Below are 12,942 nucleotides of genomic sequence, written 5' to 3'. Positions count from 1 at the left end.
CCGGCGTCGCGCATTCATAAATGAGGCCGGGTAACAACGCAAGCGCCTTCCAATCTGAAACACTTTTTAAGAAAGTTAATTGAAAGCAACGCTGTATTCGGCGAAATGTTTTCGGGTCCGGATCGGCGGCAAGCCGCGCTGCTGATGGGCAGAGGGTTTGTTCGCGGTGCGGAAAATGCCGCCGGAGGCCAGTGCCATGGCTTTTCAAGCTGGCGTCGCATGAGAGATACGGATACAGATGGATACGTCTTTTGTGGCTGATTTATCTCAGAATATTCAGTATGATTCCGGCGACCATAGGGCGCCCACTACAATCCTTCGGACGAATTGACAAAGGCGCCTAAATAATCAGGGCCAAGTGCCGTTAATCCGCTGAACCCTATCTAAGAAGATTGGATCGACCCGGCTGGAGATTGCCGGTCCGCGCGGCGCGTACACGCTGTGACGGTGCCGTATTCCGTCAGGCGCTTCAGCCTCTCCTCGCTTCTACGCGCGAACACCGATATGCCCGATCTGCACTGGACCATTCCGGTCGCTCGCTGGTCTAGCTGGCCTGCTGCCGCATCTGCCGCACCCGATATCGGCTTCATCGAGCCGATCGTGCGGCGTCGTCTGAGCACTCTGTCCAGGGTGGCGCTGAAGGTTGCGCACGATTGTGTCGCCACGGATACGGTGCGGGTCGTGTTCGCCTCGCGCCACGGGGAATTGCGGCGCACCACGGATATCCTGCGCGCCATCAGCGCGGGCGAGCCGGTCTCGCCGACCGCCTTCAGCCTCTCGGTGCTCAATGCCATGACCGGCGTGTTCGGCATTGCGCGCGGCGACCGCTCTGCGGCGAGCGCGATCTCCGCGGGTGCGGAAACGCTGGGTTACGCGCTTCTGGAAGCCCATGCGCAATATGCCGCGCAGCCGGATTCGCCGACGCTGCTGGTCTACGCGGACGAACCGGCCGATCCGGCATACGGCACGATCGAAGACGAAGTGCAGGGCGGCGCGATCGCCATCCTGCTCGATAGCGAATCGGCGACGGGCGAGCTGGAGTGTACGGTGTCACGCGCAGTCCAGTCAGACTCCGCGCCGGTGAGCCAAACCCGCGCAGACAAAACAGGCGAAACAGACGGGACGGAAAGCGCCGCCCCGGAAACCCTCTTCGCGACCCAGAGCCAGGCGCTGCAGCACTGTCTGGAAACCGGCTTGCCCACCGCCTGGCAAAACGCCGGCGCCACCTGGCATTGGAGGTGGCATGACCGCGCGGCTTGATTACTTCTGGCGATTCTGCGCGACCGGCATGGCTTTCGTGGTCTTCGGCGTGTGCGGCGTGCTGTTTTCCGTGGTGGTGTTTCCGCTTGCCTGGTTGTGGCCGCACCGCGCCTCGCGCCAATTCGCGGTGACGAGCGTGATTCACTGGTTTTTCCGCGCGCTGGTCGCGGTATTGCAACGCATCGGCGTGATGGAACTGGAGGTGTCGGGTGTGCAGGCGTTGCGCGCGGGCGGCCCGGCGATCGTGGTTGCCAATCACCCAACCTATCTCGACGTGATGGTGCTGCTGTCGCTCACGCCGCATGCCTGCTGCGTGGTGAAGAACGCGCACTGGAGCAACCCGTGTTTCTGGGGCATCGTGCGCTCGGCGGAATACGTCAGCAATGCCGATCCCGCGGAACTCGTCGAGGCCGGCGCGAAGCAACTGGCGGCAGGCTATACCATGATCATTTTTCCGGAAGGCACGCGCAGCCCCGCGCCGAACCGGCTGCACGCATTTTCGCGCGGTTTCGCGCACATGGCGCTGAAGGTCGGCGCGCCGATCGTCCCGGTGCTGATGGACTGCGACCCGCCCGCGTTCACCAAGCAGATGCGCTGGTACGACGTGCCGGCGCGCGCGTTCAGAATACGCGTGAACGTGCTCGAGCCGCTCGGTGTCGACCAGCTCGCGGCCAATGACACTCCACCGGCTCTCGCGGCGCGCAGCGTGACGAGCGCCGTCGAAGCCCACATTACCCAGCACCTGTTCGATTATGGATTCTTTAAAACTGGAAATTAAACAGCTCCTGATCGAAGCTCTCGATCTGGAAGACCTGAGCCCGGCCGATATCGACGACGATGCCCCGTTGTTCGATACCGACGGCATCGGTCTCGATTCGATCGATGCGCTCGAAATCGGCATCGTGCTGCGCAAACAATACCAACTGACCATCGCAGCGAACGACGAGCGCACGCGCGAACACTTCCGCTCGATCAGCACGCTGGCGGCGCTGGTGGCGAGCCAGCGCGAAGCGGTGCACGCCGTGAACGAAACAACCAGAAAAGGGGAATAAACCGTGTCCGAGGCAGAGATTCTGGAGCGCATCCGCGCCATCTTCAAAGAGAACTTCGCTATCGAGCCCGAGCGCGTCACGCCCGAGGCGCATCTGTTCGAAGACCTCGATCTCGACAGCATCGACGCCGTCGACCTCGCGATCAAACTGCAGGAAATGACCGGCCGCCGCATCAAGCCGGAAGAGTTCAAGTCGGTGCGCACCGTCGGCGACGTGATCGGTGCGGTCGAATCGCTGCTGGCGGCACAAGGCTGATGCCCGCCGTGCGCTCGCGAACGCAAGCGGCGGATCGGGCCGCCGATGCCTCGCCCGGCACTGAGCGCCATCTGGGCAAAACCGTCGTGCAGGTGCTGTTGAAGCTCGCGTACCCCGCGCTGATTCTGTGCGCGTGGAAATGGGACACGCCGCGCTACGTCGGCTGCATGCTGTTCGCGATCCTGTGGCTGCAGCGCTGGGCCGGCAGCGGGCCGGTCGCGACCTCGCTGCGGCGGCTCTCCGCGGTCGACTGGACCGTGGTCGGTCTGCTCAGCTGCGCGTCGGCGGCGATCGTCTTGACCAATAGCGAGCTGCTGTTGCGTCTTTACCCGTCGCTCGTCAATCTGGGGTTGTTGATCGCGTTCGGCGCGACGCTCGTGCACGGGCCGTCGATGATCGAAAAATTCGCACGCCTCGGCAATCCGAATTTGCCGCCGGGCGCGGTGCGCCATACGCTGCGCGTGACCCAGGTGTGGTGCGCGTTCTTCGCGCTGAACGGCGTGTTTTCCGCGTACACGGCGTTGTACTGGAGCCAGGCGAGCTGGTCGCTCTACAACGGCGCGATCGCCTATGTGCTGATTGGCGTGCTGCTGGTGGCCGAGGTCATCTGGCGTTATCTGGTCGTGCTGCCGCGCGCCGCGCGTTCGGAGGCGGCATGATCGCGTTGCATGATCTGTTGTCGGTGGCCGATGACGCTGCCGCGGTGCATGCAGCCGTATGCCGGGACGGCGCCACGCTGCTCGATCGCGCGGCGTTTCGCGCGCGTGTTGCTGCGCTAATCACCCTAGTGCAAACGCAAGACGCGCAACGCTACGCGCTGTGCATCGACGATCCGTTCGATTTCGCCTGCGCGCTCTTTGCGCTGTTCGCGTGCGGCAAGGAGCCGGTGATTCCGGCCAACTCGACGCCCGGTTATCTCGCCGATCTTGCCGACGCGTATCAAGTGGTGCTGACGGATGCGGATTTGCCGCCGTTCGCGTCTGCCGCCGCCGCTGCCTCAGCGCACACATCCCGCGGCGCTTACCCGATCGATCCGCAAGCTCCGCTCACGCTCTACACCTCAGGCAGCAGCGGCCGGCCCAAGCCGATCCGCAAGACGCTCGCGCAATTCAACGCCGAAGTGCACACGCTCGAAAAGCAGTGGGGCGCGCTAGTCGGCGACGCGACGATGCTCGCGAGCGTGCCGCATCACCACATCTACGGCTTGCTGTTCCGCGTGCTATGGCCGCTCGCAGCCGGCCGCGCGTTCGATCGCGCGGTGAGCATCGAGCCGTTGCATCTGCAAACGCAGATGGACCAATGCGGCGCGGCAGTGATCGTCTCGACACCCGCGCAACTGTCGCGCTGGCCCGCATTGCCCGGCTTCGCGGACCTGACGCCGGCGCCACGCGCGTTCTTTTCATCGGGCGGTCCGCTCGGGCTCGAAGCCGCACAGCAATACGCCGCCGCGTACGGCGCTGCTCCGCTCGAAATTTACGGCAGCACGGAAACCGGCGGCATCGCGTGGCGGCGCCAGGATCAGACCGACGCCTGGCAAGCGGTGTCCGGCATCGAAGTGCGCCGCGACGACGACGGCGCGCTGAACGTCCGCTCGCCGCATCTCGATCACGCCGGCTGGCATCGCACCGACGACAAGATCGCCTTCGACGACGAGGGCCGTTTCCGCCTGCAAGGCCGGCTCGATCGCGTGCTCAAGCTCGACGGCAAACGCGTCTCGCTGCCGGAGCTGGAAGCGCGCCTCGCGCTGCACCCGTATGTGGCGCAAGCGGCAATCGTGCCGCTGGAAGGCGCCTCGCGCGAGCGCGTCGGCGCAGTCGTAGCGCTGACCGAAGCGGGCGGCGCGGCTTTGCGCGACGAAGGCCGCGTGGCGCTCGCGAAGGTCCTGCGCCGGCATCTCGCCGAGTATTTCGATGTCGTCGTGCTGCCGCGCCATTGGCGTTTTCGCGTCACGTTGCCGTTCGACGCACGCGGCAAACTGCCGGTCGCTGCCGTGGCGGCCGCGTTCGCACCGCGTAGCGAAGGCATGGAAGTACTCGCCGAAGCGCGCAGCGGCGATACGCTGCACTACGAGTTGCGCGTGCCGCCGACGCTCGTGCATTTCGCCGGCCACTTTCCCGGCCTGCCGATTCTGCCTGGCGTCGTCCAGGTCGATTGGGCTATGCGTCTGGCCGCCGAGCACGTGCCGGGCGTGCGCGCGCTGGCGTCGATCGATCGACTGAAATTCATGGCGCCGGTCTCGCCGGGCGCGGTGCTCGAGCTCACGCTCGCGCACGATGCGGCGCGCCGGCGCGTGCAGTTTGCTTATCGCATGAACGGCCGTGAATGCGCGTCCGGCGTGATCGTCTACGGGGAGGCCGCGTGATGACGGTCTCCCCATGCATCGTCATTCCGATCTACAACCATAAGGACGCGATCGGCTCGACCGTTGCGCATCTGGCGGTTCACGGCCTGCCGTTTTTCGTCGTCGATGACGGCAGCGACGAGGCCACCCAGCAGGTGCTCGCCGCGCTCGCGCAGCAGTACGCCGGGCGGCTCACGCTGCTGCGTCTGCCGGTGAACGGCGGCAAAGGCGCTGCCGTGATGGCGGGATTGCGCGCCGCGCGCAAGGCGGGCTACACGCACGCGTTGCAGATCGACGCCGACGGCCAGCACGATGCCACCGACGTGCCGCGTTTCATCGAAGCGGCGCGCGCCGAACCGGACGCGGTGATTCTCGGCCGTCCGGTCTACGACGAGAGCGTGCCGAAGGCGCGTCTCTACGGCCGTTATCTGACGCACGTATGGGTATGGATCGAAACGCTTTCGCTGACGATTCGCGACTCGATGTGCGGCTTTCGTCTTTATCCGCTGGCGCTGGCCTGCGATCTGATCGACAGCGTGCAGTTGCCGACGCGCATGGACTTCGACATCGAGATCCTCGTGCGTCTGTATTGGCGGCGCGCGGCATTCCGCTCGATTCCAACGCGCGTCACCTACGCGAACGACGGCGTCTCGCATTTCGACGTGCTGTGGGACAACGTGCGCATCAGCCGCAGTCATACGCGGCTCGTGTTCGGCATGCTGTGGCGTCTGCCGATGCTGCTCGCGCACAAGGTCATGCCGCGTCGCTCCGCACGTGCTGGCGAGCAGGGCAAAGAAAACGAACAGGACTGGTGGCGCATCGCCGAACGCGGCAGTCATCTGGGCATGTCGCTGCTCGCGCTGAGTTGCAAGCTGTTCGGCCGGCGCTTTACCGCGCTGTGGCTGCATCCGATCGTCGCGTATTTTCTAGTGACGGGCCGCGCCGCGCGCGAAGCTTCCAGCAACTATTTCAAGCATCTCGGCGAGGCTGCGCCGCACGCGGACACGCCGCGTCCAGGCTGGCTGTCCGCGTATCGCCATATGCTGGCGTTCGCGCAATCGGGCTTCGACAAACTCGCGGCATGGTCGGGGCGCGTGAACAACGCCGACGTCAAATTCGAAGATCCTTCGGCGTTCGAAGCGTTGGTGGCGAGCGGCAAAGGCGCGCTCGTGATCGGCGCGCATCTCGGCAATCTGGAGATGACCCGCGCGCTCGCCGCGCAGGGCGCTTATGCGAAGGTCACGGCGGTCGTCTATACGGAACACGCGCGCCGCTTCAATAGCATTCTGGCCTCGGCCAATAGCGAGTTCGCGAAGCATCTGCTCGAAGTCAGCGACTTCGGTCCCGAGACCGCGATGATGATGCAGGAGCGCGTCGATGCCGGCGAGCTGCTGGTGATCGTCGGCGACCGCGTGCCCGCGCACGAAGCGGGCCGCACGACCGAGGCGCAATTCCTCGGCTCGACCGCGCCGTTCGCGCAAGGTCCATACGTGCTCGCGCATGCGCTCGGCTGCCCCGTCTACCTGTTCTTCTGCCTGAAAGAGCGCGACGGCTACCGTCTGTATTTCGAACCGTTCGCCGAGCGCATCGAACTGCCGCGCCGTGAACGCGCGCAGCATCTCGCCGCGTGGGCGCAGCGCTATGCCGTGCGTCTTGAACACTATTGCCGCAAGGCACCTTATCAATGGTTCAATTTCTTCGATTTCTGGGCCAGCCCCAAGCGAGGCGCGAATGGCCGAACATGATCTGATCGATGTGCCGAATGCGCACGCAAATGTGAACAACGCCGCTGTCGTGATCGGCGGCCGCAAGCTGACGATCGAAGAGGTCGTCGCGATTGCGCAGCATCGCGCGCCGGTTGCCTTGAGCGACGATCCGGCATGGCGCGCGCGCATCCAGCGCGGCGCGGATTTCCTGCGCCGGCATCTGGCCGCGGGCGCGACCGTGTACGGCGTCAACACCGGTTACGGTGACGCCTGCGTGGTCGACGTGCCGACGGAACTGGTCGAAGCGTTGCCGCTGCAACTCACGCGCTATCACGGCTGTGGCATGGGCCAATATCTCGACGACGCGCAAACGCTCGCGGTGATCGCCGCGCGCCTCAACTCGCTCGCCTATGGTTTTTCCGGCGTGCGTCCCGTGTTGCTCGAACGTCTCGCCGACCTGGTCAATCACCGTGTGCTGCCGCGCATTCCGTCGGAAGGCTCGGTCGGCGCGAGCGGCGATCTCACGCCGCTCTCGTATGTGGCCGCCGCGCTCGCGGGCGAACGCGACGTGATGTTCGAAGGACAGCTGCGTAACGTGCGCGAAGTGTGGGCCGAACTCGGCCATGCGCCGCTCACGCTCGCGCCGAAAGAAGGCCTCGCGCTGATGAACGGCACGGCGGTGATGACGGGTCTCGCCTGTCTCGCGTTCGCGCGCGCCGATCATCTGACGCGCCTCACCGCGCGCCTGACCGCGCTGTGCACCGTCGCGCTCGACGGCCGGGCCGCGCACTTCGACGCGATGCTCTTCGGAGTGAAGCCGCACGCCGGCCAGGCCGAAGCCGCGGCATGGATTCGCGATGACCTGTCCGGACGCGACGACACGCCGGGCCACCGTCTGCAGGACCGTTATTCGATTCGCTGCGCGCCGCATGTGATCGGCGTGGCGCGCGATGCACTGTCCTGGGTGCGCCGCGATGTCGAGAACGAACTGAACAGCGCGAACGACAACCCGTTGATCGATCCAGACAACGAGCGCGTTCTGCACGGCGGCAATTTCTACGGCGGCCATATCGCCTTCGCAATGGATTCGCTGAAGGTCGCGGTCGCCAATCTCGCCGATCTGATGGACCGCCAACTCGCATTGCTGGTCGACGTGAATTTCAACAATGGCTTGCCGCGCAATCTGTCGGGCGCGACGCCCGCGCGCGCCGCGATCAATCACGGTTTCAAGGCGGTGCAGATTTCGTCGTCCGCATGGACTGCCGAGGCATTGAAGAACACGATGCCCGCGAGCGTCTTTTCGCGCTCCACCGAGGCGCACAATCAGGACAAGGTCAGCATGGGCACGATCGCCGCGCGCGACTGTTTGCGCGTGCTGGAACTGACCGAACAGGTGGCCGCCGCGCATACGCTTGCGACGGTGCAAGCCGCGCGCCTGCGCTTGAAGATCGATAGCGCGACGCCGATGCCGGCGCCGCTGCAGGCGTTCATGGACAGCGTGGGCGCGCAGTCGCCGTTCGTCGACGAAGACCGCGCACTCGAACACGAGCTGCGCGCGCTGACCGCGCGCATTGCCGCGTGCGATCTGGCGAGCGACTATCGCGGAGGACCGAGCGCATGACCGGTTCCAGCAAAGTGTTGAGCGCGAGCGCGACGGTGGAAGTGCCGTTCCACGATGTCGACGCAATGAACGTCTGCTGGCATGGCCATTATCTGAAGTACTTCGAGATCGGCCGCGCGGCGCTGTTGCGCGCGTTCGACTACGACTATCGCGAGATGCAGGCTTCGGGTTATCTGTGGCCGATCGTGGAAGCGCATCTCAAGTACGTGAAGCCGGCTACGTACGGTCAGCAGATCGAAGTGCGCACGCAACTGCTCGAACACGAAAACCGCCTGAAAATAGGCTATGAAATCGTCGATTGCGCGACCGGTACGCGGCTGACCAAGGGTTACACGATCCAGGTCGCGGTCGATGCCGTCACCCAGGAGTTGCAGTTCGTCTCGCCGCCGGTCGTGTTCGAGAAACTGGAGCACGTATGGGCACGATGAAATTCCGCGCTGTGATCGCGGGCGCATTGAGCGCGTTGAGCGTAGTCGCCGCGACAGTCGTATGGACCGAACCCGCATCGGCTGCATCCGCTTCGACGAAAGAAGCCGCGCCCGGCAATCCCGCGCTCGTCTCGCAGATTGCCGCACATCTCGCGCAGGCCAAGGGCGTGCGTGCGCAATTCACGCAGACGCAAACGCTCGCCGCGATGAAGCAGCCGCTCGTGAGCACCGGCTCGCTGCTGTTCTTCCGCGAACGTGGCGTGATCTGGCAGATCGACACGCCATACAAAGCCACCTACGTGATCACCGATGCCGGAGTGACCGAAGTCAACGCCAACGGCCAGCGCGTCACGGCTCACAGCGCGCAGGGCACGCGCGGTGTCGCGCAAGTCTCGAAGATGATGCGCGCGATGCTCGGCGGCGATCTATCGGCGCTGTACTCGCAATTCGACGTGCAAGCCGAAGGCAGCGCCGCGCAATGGCGTATGCAACTCACGCCGAATCAGCCGCAGATCGCGCAGTCGATCAAAGCTCTGGAGATGAACGGAGGCGACTATCTGCAGCGCTTGCGCATCACGCTCGCGAACGGTGACATTACCCAACTCGAATTCACGAAGAGCGCGGCCGTGACCGAACTCACCGCGGCTGAACGCGGTCTGCTCGGGGCGCCGTAATGGACATGCTGCAGCAGCGATCCGCGAAACAGGCGTGGGGCATGCGCGCCGCGTGGCTGCTGCTCGCGCTCGTTGCGGCGCTGTACTGCGGCTGGCGATTCGTCGGGCCGTCGCCGCTGCAAACCAATCTGCTCGCGTTGTTGCCGGCGACCGAGGCCGACCCGGTCGCCGAAAAGGCGGTCGATACACTGGCGAGCGCGCTCGGCGACCGCACCGTTTTTCTCGTCACCAGCAACGACGACACGCATGCGAAAGCCGCGGCGAAACAACTGGGCGCGTCGTTGCAAAAGAGCGGCGCGTTTGGTTCGGTGACGGCCGAGTTGCCGCCGTTCGATCTGTCGCAGATCGCGGCGTTGTACATGCCATATCGATTCGGCTTGCTGGCGCCGGCAGACCGCGCGGCGCTCGCGAACGGCACGGTTGGCACCACGCTGCACGACACGCTCGCCCAGCGCATCTACAGCCCGCTGCGCGGCGGACTCACCACGCCGCTCGCCGACGATCCGTTCGGCTGGCTCGAACACTGGCTCGGCGGCCTGCCGCTCGCCACATCGAATCTCGAACTTGAAGACAACATGCTGGTCGCCCATCGCGGCGCTGCCACCAGCGTGCTGATCGTCGCGACGCTGCCGGGCTCCGCTTACGAAACCAAAACGCAGCACGCGGTGCTCGCGGCGCTCGCTCAAGGCAAAGGCGCATTAAAACAATCGTTCCCGGATGTCTCCGTGGCGCGAACCGGCGCCGTGTTCTACGCGGAGTCGGCACGCAGCGCGTCGGAACATGAAGTGCATCTGATCGGCGTCGCGTCGCTGTGCGGCATCGCGCTGCTGATGATGTGGGTGTTCCGTTCGCCGCGTCTGTTGTTGCTCGGCTTCGTGTCGACCGCGCTCGGCATCGTCTGCGCGCTGGCGGTGACGATGCTGATATTCGGCAAGCTGCACCTGTTGACGCTCGTGTTCGGCGCGAGCCTGATCGGCGAGGCCGTCGACTATTCGATTCAGTACTTTGTCGTGTATCTCGGCGCGCAACGCGATTGGGACGCGCGGCGTGGCGCGCGCGGGGTGCGTCCCGCGCTGAGCGTGGCGCTCGCGACGAGCCTGCTCGGCTACGCGATCCTCACGTGGGTGCCGTTTCCCGCGCTCAAGCAGATCGCCTGTTTCGCGATTGCCGGCATTACGACGGCGTTCGCCTCCGTGCTCTGGCTGCTGCCCGCGTTGCTCACCCGCGCGCCCAAACGCAGCCCGAAGCGCGTGTTTGCAGGTGCGGCGCGCGTGCTGACGGTGTGGCATCGCACGATCGGCGGCAGGCGAGCGTGGTTCGTGGCGGCGCTGTTGTTGCTGCTGGCGATTCCCGGCTGGCTGCGCCTGACCAGCGACGACGATATCCATCTGCTGATCCAGCGCGATCCGGCGCTGGTCGCTCAGGAAGACAAAGTGCGTGCGGCGGTCGGTGTGGATAACAGTGCGCAGTTTTTCGTCGTGCGCGGCGAGACGCCGGAACTCGTTTTGCAACGCGCGGAAGCATTGGGCGCGAAACTGGATGCGTTGAACGGCACCGCGAACAAGGTCGGCAGCTACCAATCGGTTGCGCAGTTCGTGCCCTCCGCGAAGCAGCAGAACGAAGACCGCGCGTTGCTCGCGCAACACGTGTTCAATGATCCGGCCACGTTGCGCGCCACGCTTCTGCAAGCCGGCTTCAAGGACGAAGTCGCCGACGCCTGGCTCGCCGCGTACGCGAAACCACAAGCGCCGCTCACGATCGATACGTGGCTCGCGACGCCGTGGTCGCAACCGTACAAACATCTCTGGCTCGGCGAAGTCGATTCGTCGACGAAAGCCTATGCGGCGGTCGTCATCCCGCAGGGCGTGACGCCGCAGAATGAACCCGCGTTGATCGCGGCCGCGCAGAGCTTGTCCGGGGTGGTGTTCGTCGACAAGGCTGCCAGCGTGTCGAAACTGTTCGGCGCGTATCGCGTGGATAGCGGCTGGTGGCTCGGCGGCGCGCTTGCACTCGTGCTCGTTCTGTTGATGCTGAGATACAAAGTGCGTGGGGGCATCGCCGTGACCTTGCCGGTGCTGCTCGCGGTGGGCGTCACGCTCGCCGTGTTCGGCTATGCGCACGTACCGCTCAATCTGTTCAACTGGCTCGCGCTGATGCTCGTGCTCGGCGTGGGCGCAAACTATGCCGTATTCCTGCGCGAAGGCTGCCTGCGCGCGGACGCGGATCTCGGCGCGGTGTGGACGGGCGTACTGCTGTCGGCGGCCACGACATTGTTGTCGTTCGGCATGCTCGGCATGAGCGCAATGCCTGCGCTGAAGAGTTTCGGCGCGACGCTCGCGCTCGGCATTGCGGTTTCGGTGCTGCTCGCGCCGATCGGCATGCCATTGGAATCAAGGAGGGCCGCATGAAAGCGCCATCAGTTTATTTGCACGCGCTCGGCATGATCAACGCGCTCGGCGGCGACCTCGACAGTATTGTCCCGGCGCTCGCCGCCGGTCGTTCGCCGGGTATGGCGAACGCGCACACAGGGATCGGCGAGGCTTTCGTCGGCAGCGTACTCGCGCCGCTGGAGCTGGCGCCGCCTGCCGAACTCGCCCGTTACGACTGCCGCAATAACCGCTTGCTGCTCGCCGCGCTGACGCAAATCGCGCCTGCTGTCGAGGCGGCGCGCGAGCGCTACGGCGCGCATCGCATCGGCGTGGTGCTCGGCACCAGCACGTCGGGTATCGAAGCCGCCGAAGCGGCGTTCGTCTATCAGGCGCAAGCGGGCGATCTGCCCGTGAACTTCAACTACCGGCAAATGGAAATCGGCACCGCCGCGCCGTTCGCCGCCGCTGTGCTGGGCGTGCACGGTCCGGCATTCACTATCTCGACTGCGTGTACGTCGAGCGCGAAGGCCTTTGCGTCCGCACGCCGGTTGCTGCAATTGCAACTGTGCGACGCCGTCGTGGTGGGCGGCGTCGATTCGTTGTGCGAGCTGACGGTGCAGGGTTTCGCATCGCTCGAATCGACCAGCAATGTGCGCAGCAATCCGATGAGCCGCAACCGGTGCGGGATCAACGTCGGCGAAGGCGCAGCCGTGTTCCTGATGAGCCGCGACGAAGCGGCGGTGCGGCTTGCGGGCGTCGGCGAATCGAGCGACGCGCATCACATTTCGTCGCCGGACCCGCAAGGCGTGGGCGGCGAACTCGCTTTGCGCGCGGCACTGGCCGATGCGGGCATCGAGTCGTCGGCGATCGGCTATGTGAATCTGCACGCCACCGCCACGCGCAAGAACGATGAAATGGAAGCGGGTTTGATGTCGCGAGTGTTTCCGCAAGGCGTGGCGACCAGCGGCACCAAGCCGTTGACCGGCCACCAGCTCGGCGCTGCGGGTGCCACCGAACTCGCCTTCACGTGGCTCTCGCTGGCGCACGACAACGTGCCGCTGCCGCGTCATCTGTGGGACGGCGAGGCGGATCCCGCGTTGCCCGCACTGGACCTGGTCGTTAGCGAACGCTTCATGCCGCGAGGCGGCGCGCAATACGCGATGAGCAATTCATTTGCGTTCGGCGGCAGCAATGTCAGCCTCGTTCTTGCCCGATGACTTGCACGATGAGCCAGGC

At 65.1% G+C, this 12,942-nt stretch carries 13 protein-coding genes; 12 read left to right on the top strand and 1 reads right to left on the bottom strand.

The window, feature by feature from the left end; genetic code table 11:
• Nucleotides 1-75: 75 nt before the first annotated feature.
• On the bottom strand, nt 76-198 hold the full coding sequence (locus tag B0G75_RS41555) for a hypothetical protein (RefSeq protein WP_258194794.1): 123 nt from the start codon (nt 196-198) through the stop codon (nt 76-78).
• 306 nt (nt 199-504) lie between these two features.
• On the opposite strand from B0G75_RS41555, the gene B0G75_RS31085 reads away from it, so the two are divergent.
• The 12 genes from B0G75_RS31085 to B0G75_RS31030 are packed head-to-tail and all read left to right on the top strand — an operon-like array spanning nt 505 to nt 12,923.
• Nucleotides 505-1,260 (top strand): beta-ketoacyl synthase chain length factor, encoded by a 756-nt coding sequence (locus B0G75_RS31085; RefSeq protein ID WP_106313921.1) that lies wholly within the window; start codon nt 505-507, stop codon nt 1,258-1,260.
• A complete protein-coding gene (locus tag B0G75_RS31080) occupies nt 1,244-2,038 on the top strand; it encodes a 1-acyl-sn-glycerol-3-phosphate acyltransferase (RefSeq protein WP_106313853.1) in 795 nt (264 codons plus the stop codon). The genes B0G75_RS31085 and B0G75_RS31080 overlap by 17 nt, the downstream gene beginning before the upstream one ends.
• Nucleotides 2,013-2,312, top strand: a complete 300-nt coding sequence (locus B0G75_RS31075) for a phosphopantetheine-binding protein (RefSeq protein WP_106283313.1) — start codon at nt 2,013-2,015, stop codon at nt 2,310-2,312. Before B0G75_RS31080 ends, B0G75_RS31075 begins: the two co-directional genes overlap by 26 nt.
• Nucleotides 2,313-2,315: 3 nt before the next feature.
• Nucleotides 2,316-2,567, top strand: coding sequence for an acyl carrier protein (locus B0G75_RS31070; protein ID WP_007180827.1), 252 nt, complete (start codon nt 2,316-2,318; stop codon nt 2,565-2,567).
• Complete coding sequence (locus B0G75_RS31065; protein ID WP_106313852.1) at nt 2,567-3,226, top strand: hypothetical protein; 660 nt, start codon at nt 2,567-2,569, stop codon at nt 3,224-3,226. The genes B0G75_RS31070 and B0G75_RS31065 overlap by 1 nt, the downstream gene beginning before the upstream one ends.
• Nucleotides 3,223-4,929, top strand: a complete 1,707-nt coding sequence (locus tag B0G75_RS31060) for an AMP-binding protein (protein ID WP_106313851.1) — start codon at nt 3,223-3,225, stop codon at nt 4,927-4,929. The genes B0G75_RS31065 and B0G75_RS31060 overlap by 4 nt, the downstream gene beginning before the upstream one ends.
• Nucleotides 4,929-6,653 (top strand): glycosyltransferase, encoded by a 1,725-nt coding sequence (locus tag B0G75_RS31055; protein WP_106313850.1) that lies wholly within the window; start codon nt 4,929-4,931, stop codon nt 6,651-6,653. The genes B0G75_RS31060 and B0G75_RS31055 overlap by 1 nt, the downstream gene beginning before the upstream one ends.
• Nucleotides 6,640-8,235 (top strand): histidine ammonia-lyase, encoded by a 1,596-nt coding sequence (hutH, locus tag B0G75_RS31050; RefSeq protein WP_106313849.1) that lies wholly within the window; start codon nt 6,640-6,642, stop codon nt 8,233-8,235. Before B0G75_RS31055 ends, hutH begins: the two co-directional genes overlap by 14 nt.
• Nucleotides 8,232-8,663, top strand: coding sequence for a thioesterase family protein (locus B0G75_RS31045; RefSeq protein ID WP_106313848.1), 432 nt, complete (start codon nt 8,232-8,234; stop codon nt 8,661-8,663). The genes hutH and B0G75_RS31045 overlap by 4 nt, the downstream gene beginning before the upstream one ends.
• Nucleotides 8,651-9,337 (top strand): outer membrane lipoprotein carrier protein LolA, encoded by a 687-nt coding sequence (locus tag B0G75_RS31040; protein ID WP_106313847.1) that lies wholly within the window; start codon nt 8,651-8,653, stop codon nt 9,335-9,337. Before B0G75_RS31045 ends, B0G75_RS31040 begins: the two co-directional genes overlap by 13 nt.
• Nucleotides 9,337-11,745: an MMPL family transporter gene (locus B0G75_RS31035; RefSeq protein WP_106313846.1), complete on the top strand. Its 2,409-nt coding sequence runs from the start codon at nt 9,337-9,339 to the stop codon at nt 11,743-11,745. Before B0G75_RS31040 ends, B0G75_RS31035 begins: the two co-directional genes overlap by 1 nt.
• Nucleotides 11,742-12,923: a beta-ketoacyl-[acyl-carrier-protein] synthase family protein gene (locus B0G75_RS31030; RefSeq protein ID WP_106313845.1), complete on the top strand. Its 1,182-nt coding sequence runs from the start codon at nt 11,742-11,744 to the stop codon at nt 12,921-12,923. Before B0G75_RS31035 ends, B0G75_RS31030 begins: the two co-directional genes overlap by 4 nt.
• The last annotated feature ends 19 nt before the right edge of the window (nt 12,924-12,942 follow it).

The sequence above is a fragment of the Paraburkholderia sp. BL18I3N2 genome (genome assembly GCF_003001875.1).
In the GTDB taxonomy this organism is placed as follows: domain Bacteria; phylum Pseudomonadota; class Gammaproteobacteria; order Burkholderiales; family Burkholderiaceae; genus Paraburkholderia; species Paraburkholderia phytofirmans.
Note: the sequence above shows the minus strand (reverse complement) of the source record. Positions and strands in the feature narration are given on the sequence as shown.

Excerpts from the sequence above, each read along its gene's own strand:
- B0G75_RS41555 (WP_258194794.1), bottom strand. The coding sequence starts at position 198 with ATGGCACTGGCCTCCGGCGGCATTTTCCGCACCGCGAACAAACCCTCT.
- B0G75_RS31085 (WP_106313921.1), top strand. The coding sequence starts at position 505 with ATGCCCGATCTGCACTGGACCATTCCGGTCGCTCGCTGGTCTAGCTGG.
- B0G75_RS31080 (WP_106313853.1), top strand. The coding sequence starts at position 1,244 with ATGACCGCGCGGCTTGATTACTTCTGGCGATTCTGCGCGACCGGCATG.
- B0G75_RS31075 (WP_106283313.1), top strand. The coding sequence starts at position 2,013 with ATGGATTCTTTAAAACTGGAAATTAAACAGCTCCTGATCGAAGCTCTC.
- B0G75_RS31065 (WP_106313852.1), top strand. The coding sequence starts at position 2,567 with ATGCCCGCCGTGCGCTCGCGAACGCAAGCGGCGGATCGGGCCGCCGAT.
- B0G75_RS31060 (WP_106313851.1), top strand. The coding sequence starts at position 3,223 with ATGATCGCGTTGCATGATCTGTTGTCGGTGGCCGATGACGCTGCCGCG.
- B0G75_RS31055 (WP_106313850.1), top strand. The coding sequence starts at position 4,929 with ATGACGGTCTCCCCATGCATCGTCATTCCGATCTACAACCATAAGGAC.
- hutH (WP_106313849.1), top strand. The coding sequence starts at position 6,640 with ATGGCCGAACATGATCTGATCGATGTGCCGAATGCGCACGCAAATGTG.
- B0G75_RS31045 (WP_106313848.1), top strand. The coding sequence starts at position 8,232 with ATGACCGGTTCCAGCAAAGTGTTGAGCGCGAGCGCGACGGTGGAAGTG.
- B0G75_RS31040 (WP_106313847.1), top strand. The coding sequence starts at position 8,651 with ATGGGCACGATGAAATTCCGCGCTGTGATCGCGGGCGCATTGAGCGCG.
- B0G75_RS31035 (WP_106313846.1), top strand. The coding sequence starts at position 9,337 with ATGGACATGCTGCAGCAGCGATCCGCGAAACAGGCGTGGGGCATGCGC.
- B0G75_RS31030 (WP_106313845.1), top strand. The coding sequence starts at position 11,742 with ATGAAAGCGCCATCAGTTTATTTGCACGCGCTCGGCATGATCAACGCG.